Annotated in this window: 17 protein-coding genes; 13 read left to right on the forward strand and 4 right to left on the reverse strand. The window is 66.2% G+C overall.

Features of this window, described 5'->3' with window-relative positions; translation table 11 throughout:
* Positions 1–53: 53 nt before the first annotated feature.
* Positions 54–980 (reverse strand): LysR substrate-binding domain-containing protein, encoded by a 927-nt coding sequence (locus ACMUJL_RS17140; protein ID WP_375572203.1) that lies wholly within the window; start codon positions 978–980, stop codon positions 54–56.
* A gap of 126 nt (positions 981–1,106) precedes the next feature.
* Here ACMUJL_RS17140 and ACMUJL_RS17145 point away from each other — a divergent pair, with 126 nt between their 5' ends.
* The 8 genes from ACMUJL_RS17145 (at position 1,107) to ACMUJL_RS17180 (ending at position 8,433) form a co-directional block, all read left to right on the forward strand.
* Positions 1,107–1,580, forward strand: coding sequence for a TRAP transporter small permease (locus tag ACMUJL_RS17145; protein ID WP_375572201.1), 474 nt, complete (start codon positions 1,107–1,109; stop codon positions 1,578–1,580).
* A complete protein-coding gene (locus ACMUJL_RS17150; protein WP_375572199.1) occupies positions 1,573–2,874 on the forward strand; it encodes a TRAP transporter large permease in 1,302 nt (433 codons plus the stop codon). The genes ACMUJL_RS17145 and ACMUJL_RS17150 overlap by 8 nt, the downstream gene beginning before the upstream one ends.
* 56 nt (positions 2,875–2,930) lie before the next feature.
* Complete coding sequence (gene dctP / locus ACMUJL_RS17155) at positions 2,931–3,917, forward strand: TRAP transporter substrate-binding protein DctP (protein WP_068292394.1); 987 nt, start codon at positions 2,931–2,933, stop codon at positions 3,915–3,917.
* Between the two features lie 54 nt (positions 3,918–3,971).
* Positions 3,972–5,075 (forward strand): NAD(P)/FAD-dependent oxidoreductase, encoded by a 1,104-nt coding sequence (locus ACMUJL_RS17160; protein ID WP_068292391.1) that lies wholly within the window; start codon positions 3,972–3,974, stop codon positions 5,073–5,075.
* Positions 5,050–5,349 carry a 2Fe-2S iron-sulfur cluster-binding protein gene (locus ACMUJL_RS17165; protein ID WP_375572196.1) on the forward strand — a complete coding sequence of 100 codons (300 nt, stop codon included), beginning with the start codon at positions 5,050–5,052 and terminating at the stop codon, positions 5,347–5,349. The genes ACMUJL_RS17160 and ACMUJL_RS17165 overlap by 26 nt, the downstream gene beginning before the upstream one ends.
* On the forward strand, positions 5,346–6,743 hold the full coding sequence (locus tag ACMUJL_RS17170; protein ID WP_375572194.1) for an NAD(P)/FAD-dependent oxidoreductase: 1,398 nt from the start codon (positions 5,346–5,348) through the stop codon (positions 6,741–6,743). Before ACMUJL_RS17165 ends, ACMUJL_RS17170 begins: the two co-directional genes overlap by 4 nt.
* A 111-nt stretch (positions 6,744–6,854) precedes the next feature.
* Positions 6,855–7,454, forward strand: coding sequence for a LysE/ArgO family amino acid transporter (locus tag ACMUJL_RS17175; protein ID WP_375572192.1), 600 nt, complete (start codon positions 6,855–6,857; stop codon positions 7,452–7,454).
* 70 nt (positions 7,455–7,524) lie between these two features.
* On the forward strand, positions 7,525–8,433 hold the full coding sequence (locus ACMUJL_RS17180) for a DMT family transporter (protein ID WP_068292474.1): 909 nt from the start codon (positions 7,525–7,527) through the stop codon (positions 8,431–8,433).
* Positions 8,434–8,450: 17 nt separating this feature from the next.
* Here the strand turns inward: ACMUJL_RS17180 and choV are convergent, their stop codons facing one another.
* The 3 genes from choV to ACMUJL_RS17195 all read right to left on the reverse strand — a co-directional run bounded on the left by choV (position 8,451) and on the right by ACMUJL_RS17195 (position 11,390).
* Positions 8,451–9,524 carry a choline ABC transporter ATP-binding protein gene (gene choV / locus ACMUJL_RS17185; RefSeq protein WP_375573848.1) on the reverse strand — a complete coding sequence of 358 codons (1,074 nt, stop codon included), beginning with the start codon at positions 9,522–9,524 and terminating at the stop codon, positions 8,451–8,453.
* Between the two features lie 5 nt (positions 9,525–9,529).
* Positions 9,530–10,363 (reverse strand): choline ABC transporter permease subunit, encoded by an 834-nt coding sequence (choW, locus tag ACMUJL_RS17190; protein WP_375572190.1) that lies wholly within the window; start codon positions 10,361–10,363, stop codon positions 9,530–9,532.
* A 103-nt stretch (positions 10,364–10,466) separates the two neighbouring features.
* The gene (locus tag ACMUJL_RS17195; RefSeq protein WP_068292372.1) at positions 10,467–11,390 is read right to left on the reverse strand and encodes a choline ABC transporter substrate-binding protein; all 924 of its coding nucleotides are present in this window, start codon (positions 11,388–11,390) and stop codon (positions 10,467–10,469) included.
* An 81-nt stretch (positions 11,391–11,471) separates the two neighbouring features.
* Between ACMUJL_RS17195 and betI the strand changes: the two genes are divergently transcribed.
* The 5 genes from betI (at position 11,472) to ACMUJL_RS17220 (ending at position 17,642) form a co-directional block, all read left to right on the forward strand.
* On the forward strand, positions 11,472–12,056 hold the full coding sequence (gene betI, locus ACMUJL_RS17200; protein WP_375572188.1) for a choline-responsive transcriptional repressor BetI: 585 nt from the start codon (positions 11,472–11,474) through the stop codon (positions 12,054–12,056).
* A complete protein-coding gene (betC, locus tag ACMUJL_RS17205) occupies positions 12,053–13,585 on the forward strand; it encodes a choline-sulfatase (RefSeq protein ID WP_375572186.1) in 1,533 nt (510 codons plus the stop codon). Before betI ends, betC begins: the two co-directional genes overlap by 4 nt.
* A 55-nt stretch (positions 13,586–13,640) precedes the next feature.
* The gene (gene betB / locus ACMUJL_RS17210) at positions 13,641–15,101 is read left to right on the forward strand and encodes a betaine-aldehyde dehydrogenase (protein ID WP_375572184.1); all 1,461 of its coding nucleotides are present in this window, start codon (positions 13,641–13,643) and stop codon (positions 15,099–15,101) included.
* Positions 15,102–15,209: 108 nt separating this feature from the next.
* The gene (betA, locus tag ACMUJL_RS17215; protein ID WP_375573846.1) at positions 15,210–16,856 is read left to right on the forward strand and encodes a choline dehydrogenase; all 1,647 of its coding nucleotides are present in this window, start codon (positions 15,210–15,212) and stop codon (positions 16,854–16,856) included.
* 108 nt (positions 16,857–16,964) lie between these two features.
* Positions 16,965–17,642 (forward strand): thermonuclease family protein, encoded by a 678-nt coding sequence (locus ACMUJL_RS17220; RefSeq protein ID WP_375572182.1) that lies wholly within the window; start codon positions 16,965–16,967, stop codon positions 17,640–17,642.
* Positions 17,643–17,761 lie beyond the last annotated feature (119 nt).

Consider the following 17,761-nt stretch of genomic DNA (forward strand, 5'->3'; position numbering starts at 1 on the left):
TGGGCCTGATGATGTGACAGGGCGCCCCTTGGGGCGCCCTTTGCATTTTGGGGTCAGCGGTCCGTCGTGGCCGCGTTCTGCGCCGGTTCCAGGTTCAGGCGGGTCAGGGCCTGTCGCAGGTTGCCCCGGAAACCCTGTGCCAGCAGCGACGGGGGGCGGTGCGCCGGGGTCAGGATCGACACGCTGCTGATGATGTCGGGCGCAAATGGGCGAAAGACCACGCGCGCGCCCGTGTGGCTGGCGGCGGTGATCCGGTCGCACAGCGTGCAGCACAGACCCGCGGCCACAAGTTCCAGCGCGGGCAGGAAGGTCTGCAGCACGAAACGCCGATTCAACCTTGCGCCGGCCTGATCGAAGGCCGCGCGCGTTGCCTGCCAGGTGTGATGCGCATCGAAAAGCGTGGCCATGGGATGCCCGTCCAGATCGGCGGGACCGATGCGGTCCCTTGATGCAAGCGGGCTGCCCGCCGGCATGGCCAGAAGGCAGGGCAGGGCGAAATCCTCGGTGCGGATCGACGCGCGCGGGGCCGGTGTCTCGGCAAGGCCGATGTCGTATTCCTGGCTTGCAACAAGGTCCTCGACCACCGCCGAGGAACGCATCATCAACGCGGCCTCGACACCGGGGCGCCCCTCAAGGAAGCCGGCCAGAACGCGGGGCATGAAGAAACCCGATGCCGCCGGGTGGCAGGCGATGCGCAGGCGGCCGTGATCCAGTTTGCCGATCTCGTCCATGACGCGGGCGGATTGGGCCAGCCGGTCCAGCACCGCCTCGGCCTCTTCCAGGAAATAATGGGCCTCTGGGCGGGGCGTCAGGCGCCCATGCTCACGCAGGAACAGCGGATAGCGCAGTTCGCGTTCCAGCCCGGCGATCATGGTGCTGACGGCAGGTTGGGTGCGGCCAAGGTTGCGGCTGGCTTCCGAGATCGAACCCGTGCGCATCACCTCGCGGAAGGTCTGAAGCTGGCGGAAGCTGAGGTTCATGGGCGATGTCGCTCCTGGGTATAATGCATATCTATGGGATCATCGTTATTTTAAATTTGATCTTATACGTGGCTTTGCGTCAATCCTGTTTCAACCGGGCAAAAGCCCAGTGGATAGGGGAGACGAATGGAAAGGGTCGCGCAAATCCTGCTGACCGGATTGATCTGCACGGTGGCGCTGGGCCAGTTCGTGCAGGTGATCACGCGCTACGTGTTCCAGACGCCGGTGATGGGGCTGGAGGAAACCATGCTCTATCCGATGTTCTGGCTTTACATGCTGGGGGCGGTGAACGCCTCGCGCGAGAACACGCATATCCGCGCCAACGTGCTCGAGATCTTCCTTGAAACCGAACGCGCCCGCCTTGTGCTGGCCTGTCTGGGCGAGGTGCTGAGCCTGATCATCGGCTTGTGGCTTCTGACCTGGGTGTGGGATTTCACCCGTTATTCCGTGCGGGTCTGGCGCGAAAGCCCGACCCTCTACATCCCCGTCTTCTACGCCGATATCGCGCTGCTGATCGCGATGGTGCTGATGATGGGCTGGTCGGCGCTGCATCTGTCGCGCCATCTGCGCGCCCTTGCCGGAGGGCAGGCCAATGGTTGAGGTCGCATTGCTGGCCGTGGGCCTTCTGGTTCTGCTGCTGACCCTGGGCGTGCCGCTGCCATGGTGTTTCGGCGGGGCGATCATGGTGATGTATTTCGTCGGTGACGTCATCATGAAGGGCAACATCCTGTGGGGTGTCCAGCAACTGGGCAACCCGGTGCTGCTGGCGATCCCGCTTTTCGTGCTGGCGGGCACGATCATGTCCGAAAGCGGCATCGCGGCCAGTCTGCTGCGGTTCGTCAATGCCTTTGTCGGCCATGTAAGGGGCGGGCTGGGCGTGGTGGCAGCGGTCAGCTGCGCGGTGATCGGGGCGATTTCCGGCTCGGGTCTGACGGGGATTGCCGCCATCGGTCCGCTGCTGATCCCCGAGATGGAAAAGCGCGGCTATCCGCGGGCCTATGCCACGGCGCTTATCGCCAACTCCTCGATCCTGGGGCTGCTGATCCCGCCGTCGGTCACGATGATCGTCTATGGCTGGGTCACCGACACCTCGATCCTGGCCTGTTTCCTGTCCACGCTGCTGCCGGGGCTGATCATCATGACCAATTTCTCGGTCGTGAACCTGTGGCTGGCCCGCAAGTTCCCGCTGGTGCTGGATGACAAGCCGTCGCTGTCGGAACTGTCGTCGGAAGTCACCAAGCGTGGCATCCACGCCTTTCCCGCGATCCTGATGCCGGTGATCATCCTGGGCGGCATCTATGGCGGGGTCATGACCCCGACCGAAGCCGCCGCCGTCGCGGTGATCTATTCGGTGCCGGTGGGTTTCCTGATCTACAAGGGCCTGCGCTGGGACAATTTCCTGGCCGCCGGCAAGGAGGCCTCGACCGCCGTGGGCGCGATCATGCTGATGATCCTGTTCTCGATGATCCTCAGCCAGATCTTCGTGATGGAAAGCATCCCGCAGAAACTGGTCAGCGCGATCTTCGAGATCACGCAGGACCGGACGCTGTTGCTGATCATGGTGATCATCATGCTGCTGCTGGTGGGCATGGTGGTGAACGATGTGACGGCCATCATCCTGATCGCGCCGCTGCTGCTGCCGCTGATGACCGCGATCGATGTCAGCCCGATCCAGTTCGCGGCGATCATGGGGGTGACCACCGCGATGGGCGGGGTGACGCCGCCCTATGCCTCGATCCTCTATCTGGGGGCGCGCATCGGCAATGTGCCTGTCACGAAGGTGATCCGCCCCGCCATGTTCCTGATCCTGACCGGCTACATGCCCGTCGTGATCCTCACGGCCTTCTGGCCGGACCTGTCGCTCTGGCTGCCGCGCCTGTTCGGCTATCTCTGACCACCCGTAATCACGCATCCGAAACCCACGAACCTGATCCAACCGGAGGAACCAAAATGAAGAAATTCCTGTTCACAGCCGCCGCAGGCGCATTGATGGCCCTGGCCCCCATGGCCGAGGCGCGCGATCTGAAGCTGAGCCATGTGCGCCCGCAGGACGCCACCATCGACGTCGAGGTGCGCGCCTTTGCCGGGGCCGTTGCCGCCGCCACCGGCGACCGCGTCAAGATCGAGATCTTCCCGGCCTCTGCGCTGGGCGACTATACCACCGTGCAGGAACGCATCTCGGTCGGCGCGATCGACATGGCGGTGCAGCCCGCAGGCACGGCGGCGGATCGGCGCATGCAGATCTCGTCCTTCCCCTTCCTGGCCGAGAACTGGGAACAGGCCCGCGCGGTCTATGGTCCCGGCGGCGCGGTGCGCGAGGCGATGGTCGAGCTTTACGCCGCACAGGATATCACCATGCTGGCGGCCTATCCGGTCTATTTCGGCGGGATCGCCCTGAACCGCGAGGCCGTCACCCCCGGCAGCACCGATCCCAACGGCATCAAGGTGCGTGTCCCCGGCATCAAGAGCTTCCAGCTGACCGGCGAGGCGCTGGGCTATATCCCGGCACCGATCCCCTTTTCCGAGGCGTTCACCGCGGTGCAGACAGGTGTCGTGGATGGCGTGATCGGGTCCGGGGCAGAAGGCTACTATGCCTCTTTCCGGGATGTGACAAAGACCTACATCCCCGCCAACACCCATTTCGAAGTCTGGTACATGATCATCTCGAACGAATCCCTGTCGGATATGTCCGAGGAAGATCAGGCGACCCTGCGCGCGCAGGCCGAGGCCTTCGAGGCGACACGCTGGACCGTGGCCGAATCCGATCAGGGCGCGAACGAGCAGAAGCTGGCCGGCCTTGGCGCGACGATCGTGCCGCTGTCCGCCGCCGAGCTTGAGGGGATGGCCGCCAAGATCCGCGAAACGGTCTGGCCGCAGATCCTGGAAGATGTGGGCGCGGACTGGGGTCAGGCGATCCTTGACGCGGTGGCGAAGTAAACCAGGGCGGGCGCCCCGTCACGGGGCGCCCCTTTTCAACGGGGCAAGAGGCCGATGCAGGCGGATTACGCGATCATAGGCGGCGGGATCGTCGGGCTGAGTGTGGCCTGGGGCCTGCTGCGCCGGGGCCGCCGGGTCATCGTGCTGGACGGCGATGACGGCAGTTTTCGCGCCAGCCGGGGCAATTTCGGTCTGGTCTGGGTGCAGTCCAAGGGCTTGAACCAACCTGCCTATGCCCGCTGGAGCCAGCAATCCGCAGCGCTCTGGAAGGGTTTTGCCGCCGAACTGGGCGAGGGGGCGGGCACCGACCTGTCGCTGCGCCAGGAGGGCGGATATGATTTTCACCTCGACGAGGCCGAGCTTGAGGCCCGCGTCGCCCAATACAGCGCCCTGCGCGACACGCTGGGCGGCGACTATCCGTTCGAGGTTCTGGGACATAACGCGCTGAAGCGCGAAGAGCCCGAGGTCGGCCCCCGCGTGGCCGGCGCGATCCTGCATCATCAGGATGGACATGTGAACCCGCTGCGCCTGCTGCGCGGGCTGGCCGCCGACGTGCGCCGCCAGGGCGGGCAGGTGCTGACCAGCCAGACCGTGACAGACGTGACGCAGACCGATGGCGGTCTGCGCGTCACCTGCGCCTCGGGGCAGGTGGTCGAGGCGGGGCGCGTGGTGCTGTCTGCCGGGCTGGGCGCGATGGATCTGGGCGCGAAACTGGGCTTTGCCGCACCCGTCCGCCCGCAACGCGGGCAGGTGCTGATCACCGAAAAGCTGCCCAAGATGATGAACCGGCCTTCGGGCATCATCCGGCAGGTCGACGAGGGTGGCATCCAGATCGGCGACAGCAAGGAAGAGGTGGGGCTGGATGATCGCGTCACCACGCCGACCGTCGCCGCCATCGCCGCGCGCGCCGTGGCCGTGATGCCCCGGCTGGAAAAGGCGCAGATGGTGCGCAGCTGGGGTGCGCTGCGCATCATGTCGCCCGACGGCTTGCCGATCTACCAGCACAGCCCGACCCTGCCGGGCGTCAGCCTGGTCACCTGCCATTCCGGCGTCACCCTTGCCGCGGCCCATGCGCTGCGCCTGCCGCAATGGCTGGAGGGGGATGCCGACGCCCCGGATCTGGAGGTTTTCAGTGAACGCCGCTTTGCCCTTTCGTGATCTGTCCCCTGCCGCGCCGCGCGTGCGCGTGACGCTGGATGGCGCGCCGCTGGACCTGCCGGACGGTGCCAACCTTGCCGCGGCCCTGCTGGCCGCCGGTGTCGGGTCGTTCCGCGCCACGCCCCTGTCCGGTGCGCCGCGCGGCCCCTTCTGCATGATGGGCGCCTGTTTCGATTGCCTGATCGAAGTCGGTGGCGTAACGCGGCAGGCCTGCATGATGCAGGTCAGCGCCGGTCTTGCCTTGACGCGCCCCAAGGGGAGGGTGTCGGAATGAGGATGGTCGATCTGATCGTGATCGGCGCCGGGCCTGCGGGCATGGCGGCGGCGACCGAGGCGGCGGGTCTGGGCCTGTCGGTGACGGTCCTTGATGAACAGACCGCAGCGGGCGGGCAGATCTATCGCGCGGTTACCGGCGCGGGCGCGCAGCGCGGCGCTGTCCTGGGGCAGGACTATCTTGACGGGGCCGATCTGGCCCGGGCGATGCAGGCCTCGGGCCTGCAGCATCTGACGGGTGCGGTGGTCTGGAATATCGAACCTGACGCGGATGGCATCACCGTGACCTGGTCACAGGATGGGCACGCCGCGCAGATGCGCGCGGCCCGGCTGATCCTGGCCACCGGCGCGCTGGAGCGGCCCGTGCCGATCCCCGGCTGGACCTTGCCGGGCGTGATGACGGCAGGGGCGGGGCAGATCCTGCTCAAGGCCTCCGGTCTTGTGGCGGAACGCGCGGTGCTGGCGGGGTCCGGCCCGCTGCTTTACCTGCTGGCCGCGCAGATGGTGCGGGCGGGCACGCCGCCGCTGGCATTGGTCGAAACCCAAAGCCTGCGCGACACGATCCGCGCCCTGCCGCATCTGGCGCGGGGCCTGCGCGGGTGGCGCACGCTGCTCAAGGGCCTCGGCCTGCTGGCCGAGCTGCGCCGCGCCGGGGTGCGCCGGATCAGCGGCACGCGCGATCTGGCTGTCGAAGGACAGGACAGGGCCACGGCGCTGGGCTTTGCCGTCGGCGGGGCGACGCAACGCATCGCCTGCGATACGGTGCTGTTGCACCAGGGGGTGGTGCCCAATACCCAGGCCAGCCGCGCGCTGCGGCTGGATCATGACTGGCTGGCCGCGCAGCAGTGCTTTGCGCCGCGCCTTGACGCCTGGGGCGAAACCTCGCAGCCCGGTATCTTCGTGGCGGGTGATGGCGCGGGCATTGCCGGGGCGCTGGCCGCCGCCGAGGCGGGGCGGCTGGCCGCCTGCCAGGTGGCGCATCAACTGGGCCGGATCGATGCCGGAAAGCGCGATGCCCGCGCCCGCGCACCAGCCGCGCGGCTGGGCGCCGAACGCGCCCTACGCCCCTTTCTCGATGCGGCCTATCCGCCTGCGGCACAGGTTCTGTCCCCTGCCGATGACACGATCATCTGCCGCTGCGAAGAGGTGACGGCCGGGCAGGTGCGGGGCTGGGCAAGGCTGGGCTGCTCCGGGCCGAACCAGACCAAGGCCTTTGGTCGGGTGGGCATGGGCCCCTGCCAGGGGCGCTATTGCGGGCTGAGCGTGACGGCGCTTCTGGCCGAGGCGCAGGGGATCGACCCGGCCGATGTGGGCGCCTATCGCATCCGCGCCCCGCTCAAGCCCGTGACGCTGGGCGAGGTCGCCTCGCTCGATCTGGCCGAGCCGGCCGAATAGGCCCTGCTGCCGCGGGGCATGTTCAGGGCAGCAAGTCGCGCCGCGATCTCACTTGACTTGATGGGGGCATCGCGTTAGCCCGCCAGTGCTCTTGTGGCAACGGGGTAGGACATGCAGGCGGCAGTCGCGGGTTTCGGGCTTGGCCTGTCATTGATCCTTGCCATCGGCGCGCAGAATGCCTTTGTGCTGCGGCAGGGCATCCGGCGATCCCATGTCCTTGCTGTCTGCCTGACCTGTGCCATCAGCGATGCGTTGCTGATCGCGGCCGGGGTGGCCGGTTTCGGGACATTGACCAAGGCCGCACCCTGGATCGAACCCGTGATGCGCTGGGGTGGGGCTGCTTTCCTGATCGCCTATGGCGCGCGCGCCTTTCTGTCGGCCTGGCGTGGCGGGGCAGCACTCGAGGCCATGGGGCAGGGTGGCGAGGCGCTGCGCGGCGTGTTGCTGACCTGCCTGGCGCTGACCTGGCTGAACCCGCATGTCTATCTGGATACGGTCGTGCTGCTTGGGGCGGTTTCGGCGCAATATGAAGACCGGCTGTCCTTCGCGCTGGGCGCGATGACGGCAAGTTTCGTGTTCTTTTTCACGCTGGGGTTCGGCGCGCGCCGCCTTGCACCGCTTTTTGCGCGCCCCGTGTCATGGCGGCTGCTGGATGCCGGGGTCGGCGTGCTGATGTGGGCCATCGCCGCGACCCTGATCCGGGGGGCCTAAACCCCTGGTCTGCACAACAAATTCCCAAGCCCTCTTGCGGCTGTCGGGGCTTCGTGACTTGATGCATGCCATGAGCGTAGAGCAAAGACAGACCCGCCCGGTGGTTGGGGTTCTCTGGATGCTGGTGACGGGCCTTCTGTTCGTGGGTGTCACCGCATTGGTCAAGTATCTGGGACCCGGCATTCCTGCACCCGAGGCGGCCTTTCTGCGCTACGCCATCGGTCTTGTTTTCCTGCTTCCGCTGATCCGTCCCATTCTGGCAACGCGCCTGACGCGCCGGCAATGGGGGCTGTTCACCGCGCGGGGTCTTGCGCATTCCATGGGCGTGGCGCTGTGGTTCTATGCCATGGCGCGCATCCCCATCGCGGATGTGACGGCGATGAATTACCTCGCGCCGATCTACGTCACCATCGGGGCTGCGATCTTTCTGGGTGAAAAGCTGGCCGCGCGCCGGGTGGTGGCCGTGGTCGTCGCGCTGATCGGGGCGATGATCATCCTGCGTCCCGGTTTTCGCGAGATCGGGCCGGGGCATCTGGCGATGCTGGCGGCGGCGGTCGTGTTCGGCGCGTCCTACCTGCTGGCCAAGCTGCTGACCGACGAGACGAATGCCGCCATCGTGGTGGGCATGCTGTCGATCTGGGTCACGATCGGTCTGGCCCCCATGGCCATCGCCGTCTGGGTGCCGCCCAGCCCGCATGCGCTGCTGGTGCTGACGCTTGTGGCGCTGCTGGCGACGGCGGGGCATTACACGATGACGCTGGCCTTCGCGGTGGCCCCGGTGACCGTGACCCAGCCGGTCAGCTTCCTGCAACTGGTCTGGGCCGTGGCGCTGGGGGCGCTGTTCTTCGACGAGGGGGTCGATATCTGGGTGATCGTCGGCGGCGGTGTGATCCTGGGTTCGGTCACCTTCATCACCTGGCGCGAGGCGATGCTCAAGCGCCGTCTGGTCACGCCCCCGGCGCCCGCCACCAAGGTCTGATGCGCGCGACGCGCCGGTCAGTCCTGACGATGCGCTGCGCCGCGCGGATCCAGCAGCCCGGCCAGAACATCGGCGCGGGTGATATGGCCCAGCGTGCGGCCAGCCTCATCCTGAACGCCGATCGCCGTGTCGCCGGCCTGTTGCAGCGCCTGCATCACCTCGCGTAGCGGGGTGGAGGGGCGTACGGCGGGTCCGCTGATCCCGCTCGGACCGGTTTGCATCACGTCTTCGGCCCGCAGCACCGCAAGCGGGTTCATATGGGCCACGAATTCGGCCACGTAATCGGTGGCGGGATTGGTGAAGATCTGCTGCGGGGTGCCGCATTGCACGATGCGGCCGCCTTCCATGATCGCGATCCGGTTGCCCAGCTTGAACGCCTCGTCAAGGTCATGGCTGACGAAGATGATGGTGCGTTTCAGCGTTTCCTGCACCTCGAGCAGTTCGTCCTGCAGGCGCGCGCGGATCAGCGGGTCGAGGGCCGAGAACGGCTCGTCCATCAGCAGGATCGGGGCCTCGGTTGCGAAGGCGCGCGCAAGGCCCACGCGCTGCTGCATGCCGCCCGACAGTTCGCCCACCTTGCGGTCGGCCCATTGCGCAAGGTTCACAAGCTCAAGCTGCGCATCGACACGCGCCTGGCGTTCGGCGCGCCCCATGCCGCCCAGTTCCAGCCCCAGGCCCACGTTCTCGCGCACCGTGCGCCAGGGCAGCAGGCCGAATTGCTGGAACACCATGGCCACCCGGTGCAACCGGATGCGGCGCAGCGTGGCCGCGTCCGCATGGGTGACATCGACCAGCACATTGCCGTCACAGACATGGGCCGCGCCCCGGCAGACCGGGTTCAATCCGTTGACCGCGCGCAGCAGGGTGGACTTGCCCGAGCCGGACAGGCCCATGAGGACAAGGATCTCGCCTTCGGCGACTTCAAGGCTGCAGTCATGCACGCCCAGCACCTGGCCTGTTTCCTGCTGGATCTCGGATCGGCTCTGGCCTTGGTCCATCAGCGGCAGGGCGCGCTCTGGCTGATCGCCGAAGACGATCGAGACATTGTCGAACCGCACGGCGATCCCGGCGGTGTCTTTCGGGGCTGTCATGCGGGTCATTTCCGTTCGATCCTCAGCATGCGGTCCAGAAGGATGGCCAGCACCACGATCACCAGCCCGGATTCAAAGCCCAGCGCCGGGTTCACGCGGTTGAGCGCCTGCAGCACCGGCACGCCCAGCCCGTCGGCGCCGACCAGTGCCGCGATCACCACCATCGACAGCGACAGCATGATGGTCTGGTTCAGCCCGGCCATGATCTGCGGCAGGGCATAGGGCAGTTCCACCTTCAGCAGGGTCTGGCGCGGGGTTGCGCCAAAAGCCTGCGCGGCCTCAAGCAGGGCGGTGGGCGTGGCGGTGATGCCCAGATGCGTCAGGCGGATCGGCGCGGGCAACACGAAGATCACGGTGGCGATCAGGCCGGGCACCATGCCGATTCCGAAAAAGACGATGGCCGGGATCAGGTAGACGAAGGTGGGCAGCGTCTGCATCAGGTCCAGCACCGGGCGCAGGGCACGAAACAGCCCCGGCCGGTGCGCGGCGGCGATGCCGATGGGCACGCCCAGCCCCATGCAGACCACGCAGGCCGCCAGCACCAGCGTCAGCGATTGCGTCGTCTGTTCCCAATAGCCCTGATTGACGATGAACAGAAAGCCAAGCCCCACCAGCACGGCCGGTTTCCAGCTGCGCTGCAAGACCACGGTAAGTGCTACAAAGGCCCCGATGACCACCAGCGGATGCGGGGATTGCAGGATCCACAGGATCGCGGCGATCAAGGCCTCCAGCCCGTCGGACATCCCGTCGAAGACAAAGGCGGCATGGGTTTCCAGCCAGATGAAGGCGCTGTCGGCGTAATCGCCCACGGGGATCTTGGTGTCGGTCAGCCAGTTCATCGGGTAAAGGCCCCTTTATTGGCGCAGGTCGCCGCAGGGCCTGCGCATGTCCTTCCCCCGCGAGGGGGAAGGTTGTGTCATAAACGCGGTGCGACGGTCGGGATCACAGCCCCAGTGCGGTGCGGGCGGCGGGCAGGGCCTCGGCGCCATCGCGGGTGGTGACGCCGGCCAGCCAGCTGTCCAGCACGGCGGGATTGGTGGTCAGCCAGGTCTTTGCCGCCTCGACCGGATCGGTGCCATCGTTCAGGATCGCGCCCATGATCTCGTTCTCCATGGCCAGGGTGAACTCCAGGTTGCCGAAGAAGGCGCCAAGGTTGGGGCATTCGGCGGCATAGCCCGCGCGCGTGTTGGTGCGCACCTCGGCGCCGCCAAGGTCGGGTCCGAACCAGTCATCGCCACCTTCCAGGTAGGTCATGTCGAAATTGGCGTTCATCGGATGCGGCTCCCAGCCCAGGAAGACGATCGGCTCGCCCCGGCGGTCGGCGCGGGTGACCTGCGCCAGCATCCCCTGTTCCGAGCTTTCGGCGACGCTGAAGCCTGACAGGCCGAAGGCATCGGCGGCGATCATGTCCATGATCAGGCGGTTGCCGTCATTGCCGGCTTCGATCCCGTAGATCTTGCCTTCCAGCGCGTCCTTGTGCGTGGCGATGTCGGCAAAGCTGGCGATCCCCAGGTCGGCGGCGGCGCGGTTCACCGCCAGCGTGTATTTCGCGCCGGTCAGGTTGGTGCGGATCGTATCCACGGTGCCCGCGTCGCGATAGGGGGCGATGTCGGCCTCCATCGTGGGCATCCAGTTGCCCAGGAACACGTCGATATCGCCCTTGGACAAGGAGATATAGGTGACCGGCACGGACAGGATCTTGGTTTCCGTCTGGTATCCCAGCGCTTCCAGCACCACGGATGTCGCGGCCGTGGTCGCGGTGATGTCGGTCCAGCCCACATCCGAGAATGTGACCTTGTCGCATTGTGCGAAGGCAGGGGTGGCGGCCAGCAGGGCCAGGGCCGTCAGGGCGGGTTTGAAGGTCATCGCGGTCTCCCGTGTTGTTCTTGATTGACGAGTCAATAAAAAAGCATTTAGCGTCTCGGGGCAAGTTTATTGGAGAAAACCATGCCCAAGCTCGGGATGGAGCCTATACGCCGCGCCGCCCTGGTGGAAGCGACAATCGCCGAGATCGGCAGTACCGGGTCCCTCGACGTGACCGTGGCGCAGATCGCGCGGCGGGCGGGCATGTCATCGGCGCTGGCCCATCATTACTTCGGTGGGAAAGAGCAGATTTTCCTTGCCGCCATGCGCCATACGCTGACGGTCTATGCCGCGGGCGTGCGCGGGGCGCTGGCGATGGCCACGGGTCCGCGCGCCCGGCTCGAGGCCGTGGTGCGCGCCAGTTTCGCCGGCAGCAACTTTCGCCGCGACGTGGTGGCGGCCTGGCTGAACTTCTATGTCCTGGCCCAGGTGTCGAGCGATGCGCGCAAGCTGCTGTCGGTCTATCAGCGGCGGTTGCGGTCGAACCTGACCCACGATCTGCGTCCGCTTGTGGGTGCGCGCGCGCCCGTGGTGGCCGACCGGATCGCGGCCCTGATCGACGGGGTCTACCTGCGCCAGTCGCTGGGGCTGGGGCAGCCCGATGCGGGCAAGGCCGTCGATAGCGTGCTGGGCTGTCTTGACCTTGAAATCCAGAGGGGTGCGGTATGAGGGATGCGCATGTTCAGGTCGGCGCGCGGCCCAATATCCTGATCGTCATGGTCGACCAGTTGAACGGAACGCTGTTCCCGGATGGTCCTGCGGACTGGCTGCACGCGCCCAACCTCAAGGCGCTGGCGGCGCGGTCAGCGCGCTTTGCCAATGCCTACACGGCCTCGCCGCTCTGCGCGCCGGGGCGCGCGAGCTTCATGTCCGGCCAGCTGCCCAGTGCCACGGGGGTCTATGACAATGCGGCCGAATTCGCCTCGAGCATTCCGACATATGCGCATCACCTGCGGCGCGCGGGCTATTACACCTGCCTGTCCGGCAAGATGCATTTCGTCGGACCCGATCAGCTGCACGGGTTCGAAGAGCGGCTGACCACGGATATCTATCCGGCTGATTTCGGTTGGACGCCCGACTATCGCAAGCCCGGCGAGCGGATCGACTGGTGGTATCACAACATGGGCAGCGTGACCGGCGCGGGCGTGGCCGAGATCACCAACCAGATGGAATATGACGACGATGTCGCCCATCAGGCCGTGCAGAAGATCTATGACCTGTCGCGCGGTGGCGATGCGCGGCCCTGGTGCCTGACGGTCAGCTTCACCCATCCGCATGATCCCTATGTGGCGCGCCGGAAATACTGGGATCTCTATGCCGATTGCGCCCATCTGATGCCCGAGGTGGGGCCGATCCCCTATGCGCAGCAGGATGCCCATTCCAAACGCATTTTCGACGCCAATGACTGGCGGTCCTATGACCTGACCGACGCGATGGTGGCCCGTGCGCGGCGCGCCTATTTCGCGAATATCTCCTATCTCGACGACAAGATCGGCGAGATTCTCGCCACGCTCGAGGCGACACGCCAGCAGGCCGTCGTGGTCTTTGTCAGCGATCACGGCGACATGCTGGGCGAGCGGGGGCTGTGGTACAAGATGTGCTTTTTCGAGGGGTCTGCCCGCGTGCCCCTGATGGTCGCGGCGCCCGGCCTGCCGGCGGGGCGGATCGACCAGCCCGTCAGCACGATCGACGTCTGTCCGACCCTGTGCGACCTGGCCGGTGTCAGCATGGACGAGGTGATGCCATGGACCACGGGTGAAAGCCTTGTGCCGCTGGCCAAGGGGTTCGACCGCACCAGCCCTGTGGCCATGGAATACGCCGCCGAGGCCTCCGAGGCGCCGCTGGTCTGCCTGCGCTATGGCCGCTGGAAATACACGCGCTGCGCGCTGGACCCCGAGATGCTGTTCGACATCGAGGCCGATCCGCACGAGCTGCACAACCTTGCGGCCGATCCCGCGCATCAGGGCACGCTGCAAACACTGCGCGCCAAGTCCGAGGCGCGGTGGGACCTTGCGCGATACGATGCCGATGTGCGGATCAGCCAGGCCCGCCGCTGGGTGGTTTACGAGGCGCTGCGCCAGGGCGGCTATTACCCTTGGGATTTCCAGCCGCTGCAAAAGGCATCCGAACGCTACATGCGCAACCACATGGACCTCAACATCCTCGAGGAAAGCAAACGCTTTCCGCGCGGGGAATGACGCCGCGCGATCCCTGTCACGACACAATCCTTTCACTTTGCCGGAAACACTCAAAATGACCAGTTACCCGACACAGCCCACCGCCAGCCATTTCGTCAACGGCCGCTACGTCGAAGACACAGCCGGCGCGCCGATCGACGTGATCTATCCCGCCACGGGCCAGATCATCGCACGGGTCCACGAGGCGACGCCCGCGGTCATCGAAGAGGCGATCAGCAGCGCCCGCGCCGCACAGAAGGCCTGGTCCGCGCTGCCGGGCGTGCAGCGGGGCCGCATCCTGCGCCGTGCTGCGGACATGATCCGCGCCCGCAATCGCGAACTCAGCATCCTCGAGAGCCATGACACCGGCAAGCCGCTGTCGGAAACGCTTTACGTGGATGCGACCAGCGGTGCCGATGCGCTGGAATATTTCGGCGGGCTGGCCGCCAGCCTGACGGGCGAGCATATCCCGCTTGGCGAGAACTGGGCCTATACCGTGCGCGAGGCGCTGGGTCTTTGCGTCGGGATCGGGGCCTGGAACTATCCCACCCAGATCGCCTGCTGGAAAGGCGCGCCCGCGCTGGCCTGCGGCAATGCGATGATCTTCAAGCCGTCGGAAACCACGCCGCTTTGCGCGCTGAAGATCGCGGAAATCCTGCACGAGGCCGGCCTGCCTGCCGGGCTTTACAACGTGGTGCAGGGGCGCGGGGCGGTAGGGGCCTCTCTGGTAACGGATCCGCGCGTCAACAAGGTGTCGCTGACCGGATCGGTGCCGACAGGGCGCAAGGTCTATGCGGCGGCGGCGGATGGCATGAAACATGTCACGATGGAACTGGGGGGCAAATCGCCCCTGATCATCTTTGACGATGCCGATCTGGAGGATGCGGTCGGTGGCGCGATCCTGGGGAATTTCTATTCCTCCGGGCAGGTCTGTTCCAACGGCACGCGGGTCTTCGTGCAGAAAGGCATCCGCGAGGCCTTTCTTGCGCGGCTTGCGGAACGCTTGGCCGATGCGGTCATCGGCGACCCGCTGGACGAGGCCACGAATTTCGGCCCGATGGTGTCCGAGGGACAGTTGAGCATCGTGCAGCGCTACATCGCCAAGGGTGTCGAGGAGGGCGCGCGGCTGGTTTGCGGCGGCAAGCGGCTTGACAAGGACGGGTTCTGGATCACGCCCGCGGTCTTCGCCGATGTGACGGACGCCATGACCATCGCCCGCGAGGAGATATTCGGCCCCGTGATGTGCGTGCTGGATTTCGAGGATGAGGACGAGGTCATCGCCCGCGCCAACGATACCGAATTCGGCCTGTCGGCGGGGGTTTTCACCCGCGACCTGACCCGCGCGCATCGTGTGGTGGCGCGGATGGAGGCCGGGACCTGCTACATCAACACCTATAACGACGCCCCTGTCGAAGTGCCTTTCGGCGGGACCAAGATGTCGGGCGTGGGACGCGAGAACGCAAAGGCGGCGATCGCGCATTACAGCCAGCTGAAATCGGTCTTCGTGCGCATGGGCCGGGTCGAGGCGCCATTCTGACAGGCAACCGGGGCCGCCATGCCGGCGTTCCCACCCGCCCACCCCACGCCGGCATGGCGGATCGGGGCCGGGTGATCATTGAGACGGACAGGACGACGAACAGTGACGATGGAAGCGGATTTCGTGATCGTGGGGGCGGGCAGCGCGGGCTGTGCCATGGCCTACCGGCTGGCCGAGGCGGGCGCCTCCGTGCTGGTGATCGAGCATGGCGGCTCGGACGCGGGGCCGTTCATCCAGATGCCGGCGGCCTTGTCCTATCCGATGAACATGCGCCGCTATGACTGGGGCTATCGGTCAGAGCCCGAGCCGAACCTGAACAACCGCCGGCTGGCGGTGCCGCGCGGCAAGGTGATCGGCGGCTCCAGCAGCATCAACGGGATGGTCTATGTGCGCGGTCACGCGCGCGACTACGACCACTGGCGCGACCAGGGCGCGGATGGCTGGGGCTATGCCGATGTGCTGCCCTATTTCCGGCGGATGGAGCATTCCCATGGCGGGCAGGCGGGATGGCGCGGCACGGACGGGCCGCTGCATGTGACGCGCGGGCCGCGCAAGAACCCGCTGTTTCATGCCTTTGTCGAGGCGGGCCGTCAGGCCGGCTATGGCGTGACCGAGGATTACAACGGCGAACGGCAGGAGGGGTTCGGCCCGATGGAGCAGACGGTGTTCCGTGGGCGGCGCTGGTCGGCGGCCAATGCCTATCTGAAACCGGCCCTCAAGCGGGCCAATTGCACCCTGATCCGCGCCTTCGCGCGCCGCGTGGTGATCGAGAATGGCCGCGCCGTGGGCGTCGAGGTGACGCGCGGCGGCACCCGCGAGGTGATCCGCGCGCGGCGCGAGGTGGTGCTGGCGGCCTCGTCAATCAATTCGCCCAAGCTGTTGATGCTGTCCGGCATCGGTCCGGCCGCCCATCTGCGTGACCACGGGATCGACGTGGTGGCCGACCGGCGCGGAGTCGGCGCCAACCTTCAGGATCACCTGGAACTCTATATCCAGATGGCGGCCAGCCAGCCCGTGAGCCTGTTCAAGTACTGGAACCTCTGGGGCAAGGCGCTTGTGGGCGCGCAATGGCTGTTCACCGGCACCGGGCTGGGGTCCAGCAACCAGTTCGAAAGCGCCGGCTTCATCCGGTCGCGTGCCGGTATCGACTATCCCGATATCCAGTTCCATTTCCTGCCCATCGCCGTGCGCTACGATGGCAAGGTCGCGGCCGAGGGGCACGGCTTCCAGGCCCATGTCGGCCCGATGCGCAGCGCCTCGCGCGGCGCGGTGACGCTGCGCTCGGGCGATCCTGCGGCCGATCCCGTGATCCGTTTCAACTACATGTCCGATCCGCAGGATTGGTGGGAATTCCGCCAATGCATCCGCCTGACCCGCGAGATCTTCGGGCAGGAGGCGTTCAAACCTTTCGTGAAACACGAGATCCAGCCCGGTGCGGCGGTACAGAGCGATGCGGAGCTGGATGATTTCATCCGCGAGCATGCCGAAAGCGCCTATCATCCCTGCGGCACCTGCCGGATGGGGCGCGCCGATGATGCGGATGCCGTCGTGGATCCGCAGGCCCGCGTGATCGGGGTCGAGGGGCTGCGCGTGGCCGACAGCAGCATCTTCCCGCGTATCACCAACGGCAATCTGAACGCACCGTCGATCATGGTGGGCGAGAAGGTCAGCGATCACCTGCTGGGGCGTGATCCGCTGCCCTCGGACAATCACCTGCCATGGATTCATCCCGATTGGCAGGCGACCCAGCGATAAGCCTGCGGCGGCTTGCATATGTCGTCTACTTCACAGTTGGTTAATGAATGTTAACGAATTGTTAAACTTTGGGTTGCACCGGCTGGAATTCCGTTTGATATCGGGTGCATGTCAAGGATCGTGGTTCTTCTTATTTTCGCTGTCGGCTTGCTGATTGCGTCACTCGCGATGGCGGGATCGGTGACAGGCACGATCCGCGTGATCGATGGGGACACGATCGAGGTCGCAGGCACACGGGTGCGCCTGCACGGTATCGACGCACCCGAATCCAGCCAGACCTGCAGCACCGAACAGGGCAAATCCTGGGATTGCGGGGCATGGGTCAGCCGCGAGGTCCGGGCCCGTTACCAGGGGCGCAAGGCAGTCTGTACGCCGCTTGACCAGGATCGCTATGGACGGACGGTGGCGCGCTGCATGGTGGGGGGCGAAGACATGGGCGCCACCCTTGTCGCCGAGGGGCTGGCTTTCGCCTACCGGCGCTATGCGATGGATTACGATCTGATCGAGAAACAGGCCGCTGTGGCGGATCGTGGTCTCTGGGCGATGAATGTGCAAAATCCCGCGGCCTATCGGCAAAACGGGCAGCCCGCTGCGCGCGCGCCGCAGCAGCAGGTTGCAAGCGATTGCAATATCAAGGGAAATATCTCGGCCAAGGGCGAGCGAATCTATCATCGTCCGGGGCAGGAGCATTATGACCGGACCCGGATCAATACCGCGCAGGGCGAGCGGTGGTTCTGTTCGGCGACCGAGGCCGAGGCGGCCGGGTGGCGCGCCGCGCGCCGCTGATCCCCGCCGCGCGGGGGGCTGTCTGCCCCCCATGGCCGACCTGCGGCCGACCATCCCCCCCGAGGATACTTCAGGCAAGAAGAAGCCGCCTGAGAGGTTCAGATCACGCACATCCATTG

This window comes from Seohaeicola sp. (genome assembly GCF_048006315.1).
Classification (GTDB): Bacteria; Pseudomonadota; Alphaproteobacteria; order Rhodobacterales; family Rhodobacteraceae; genus Seohaeicola.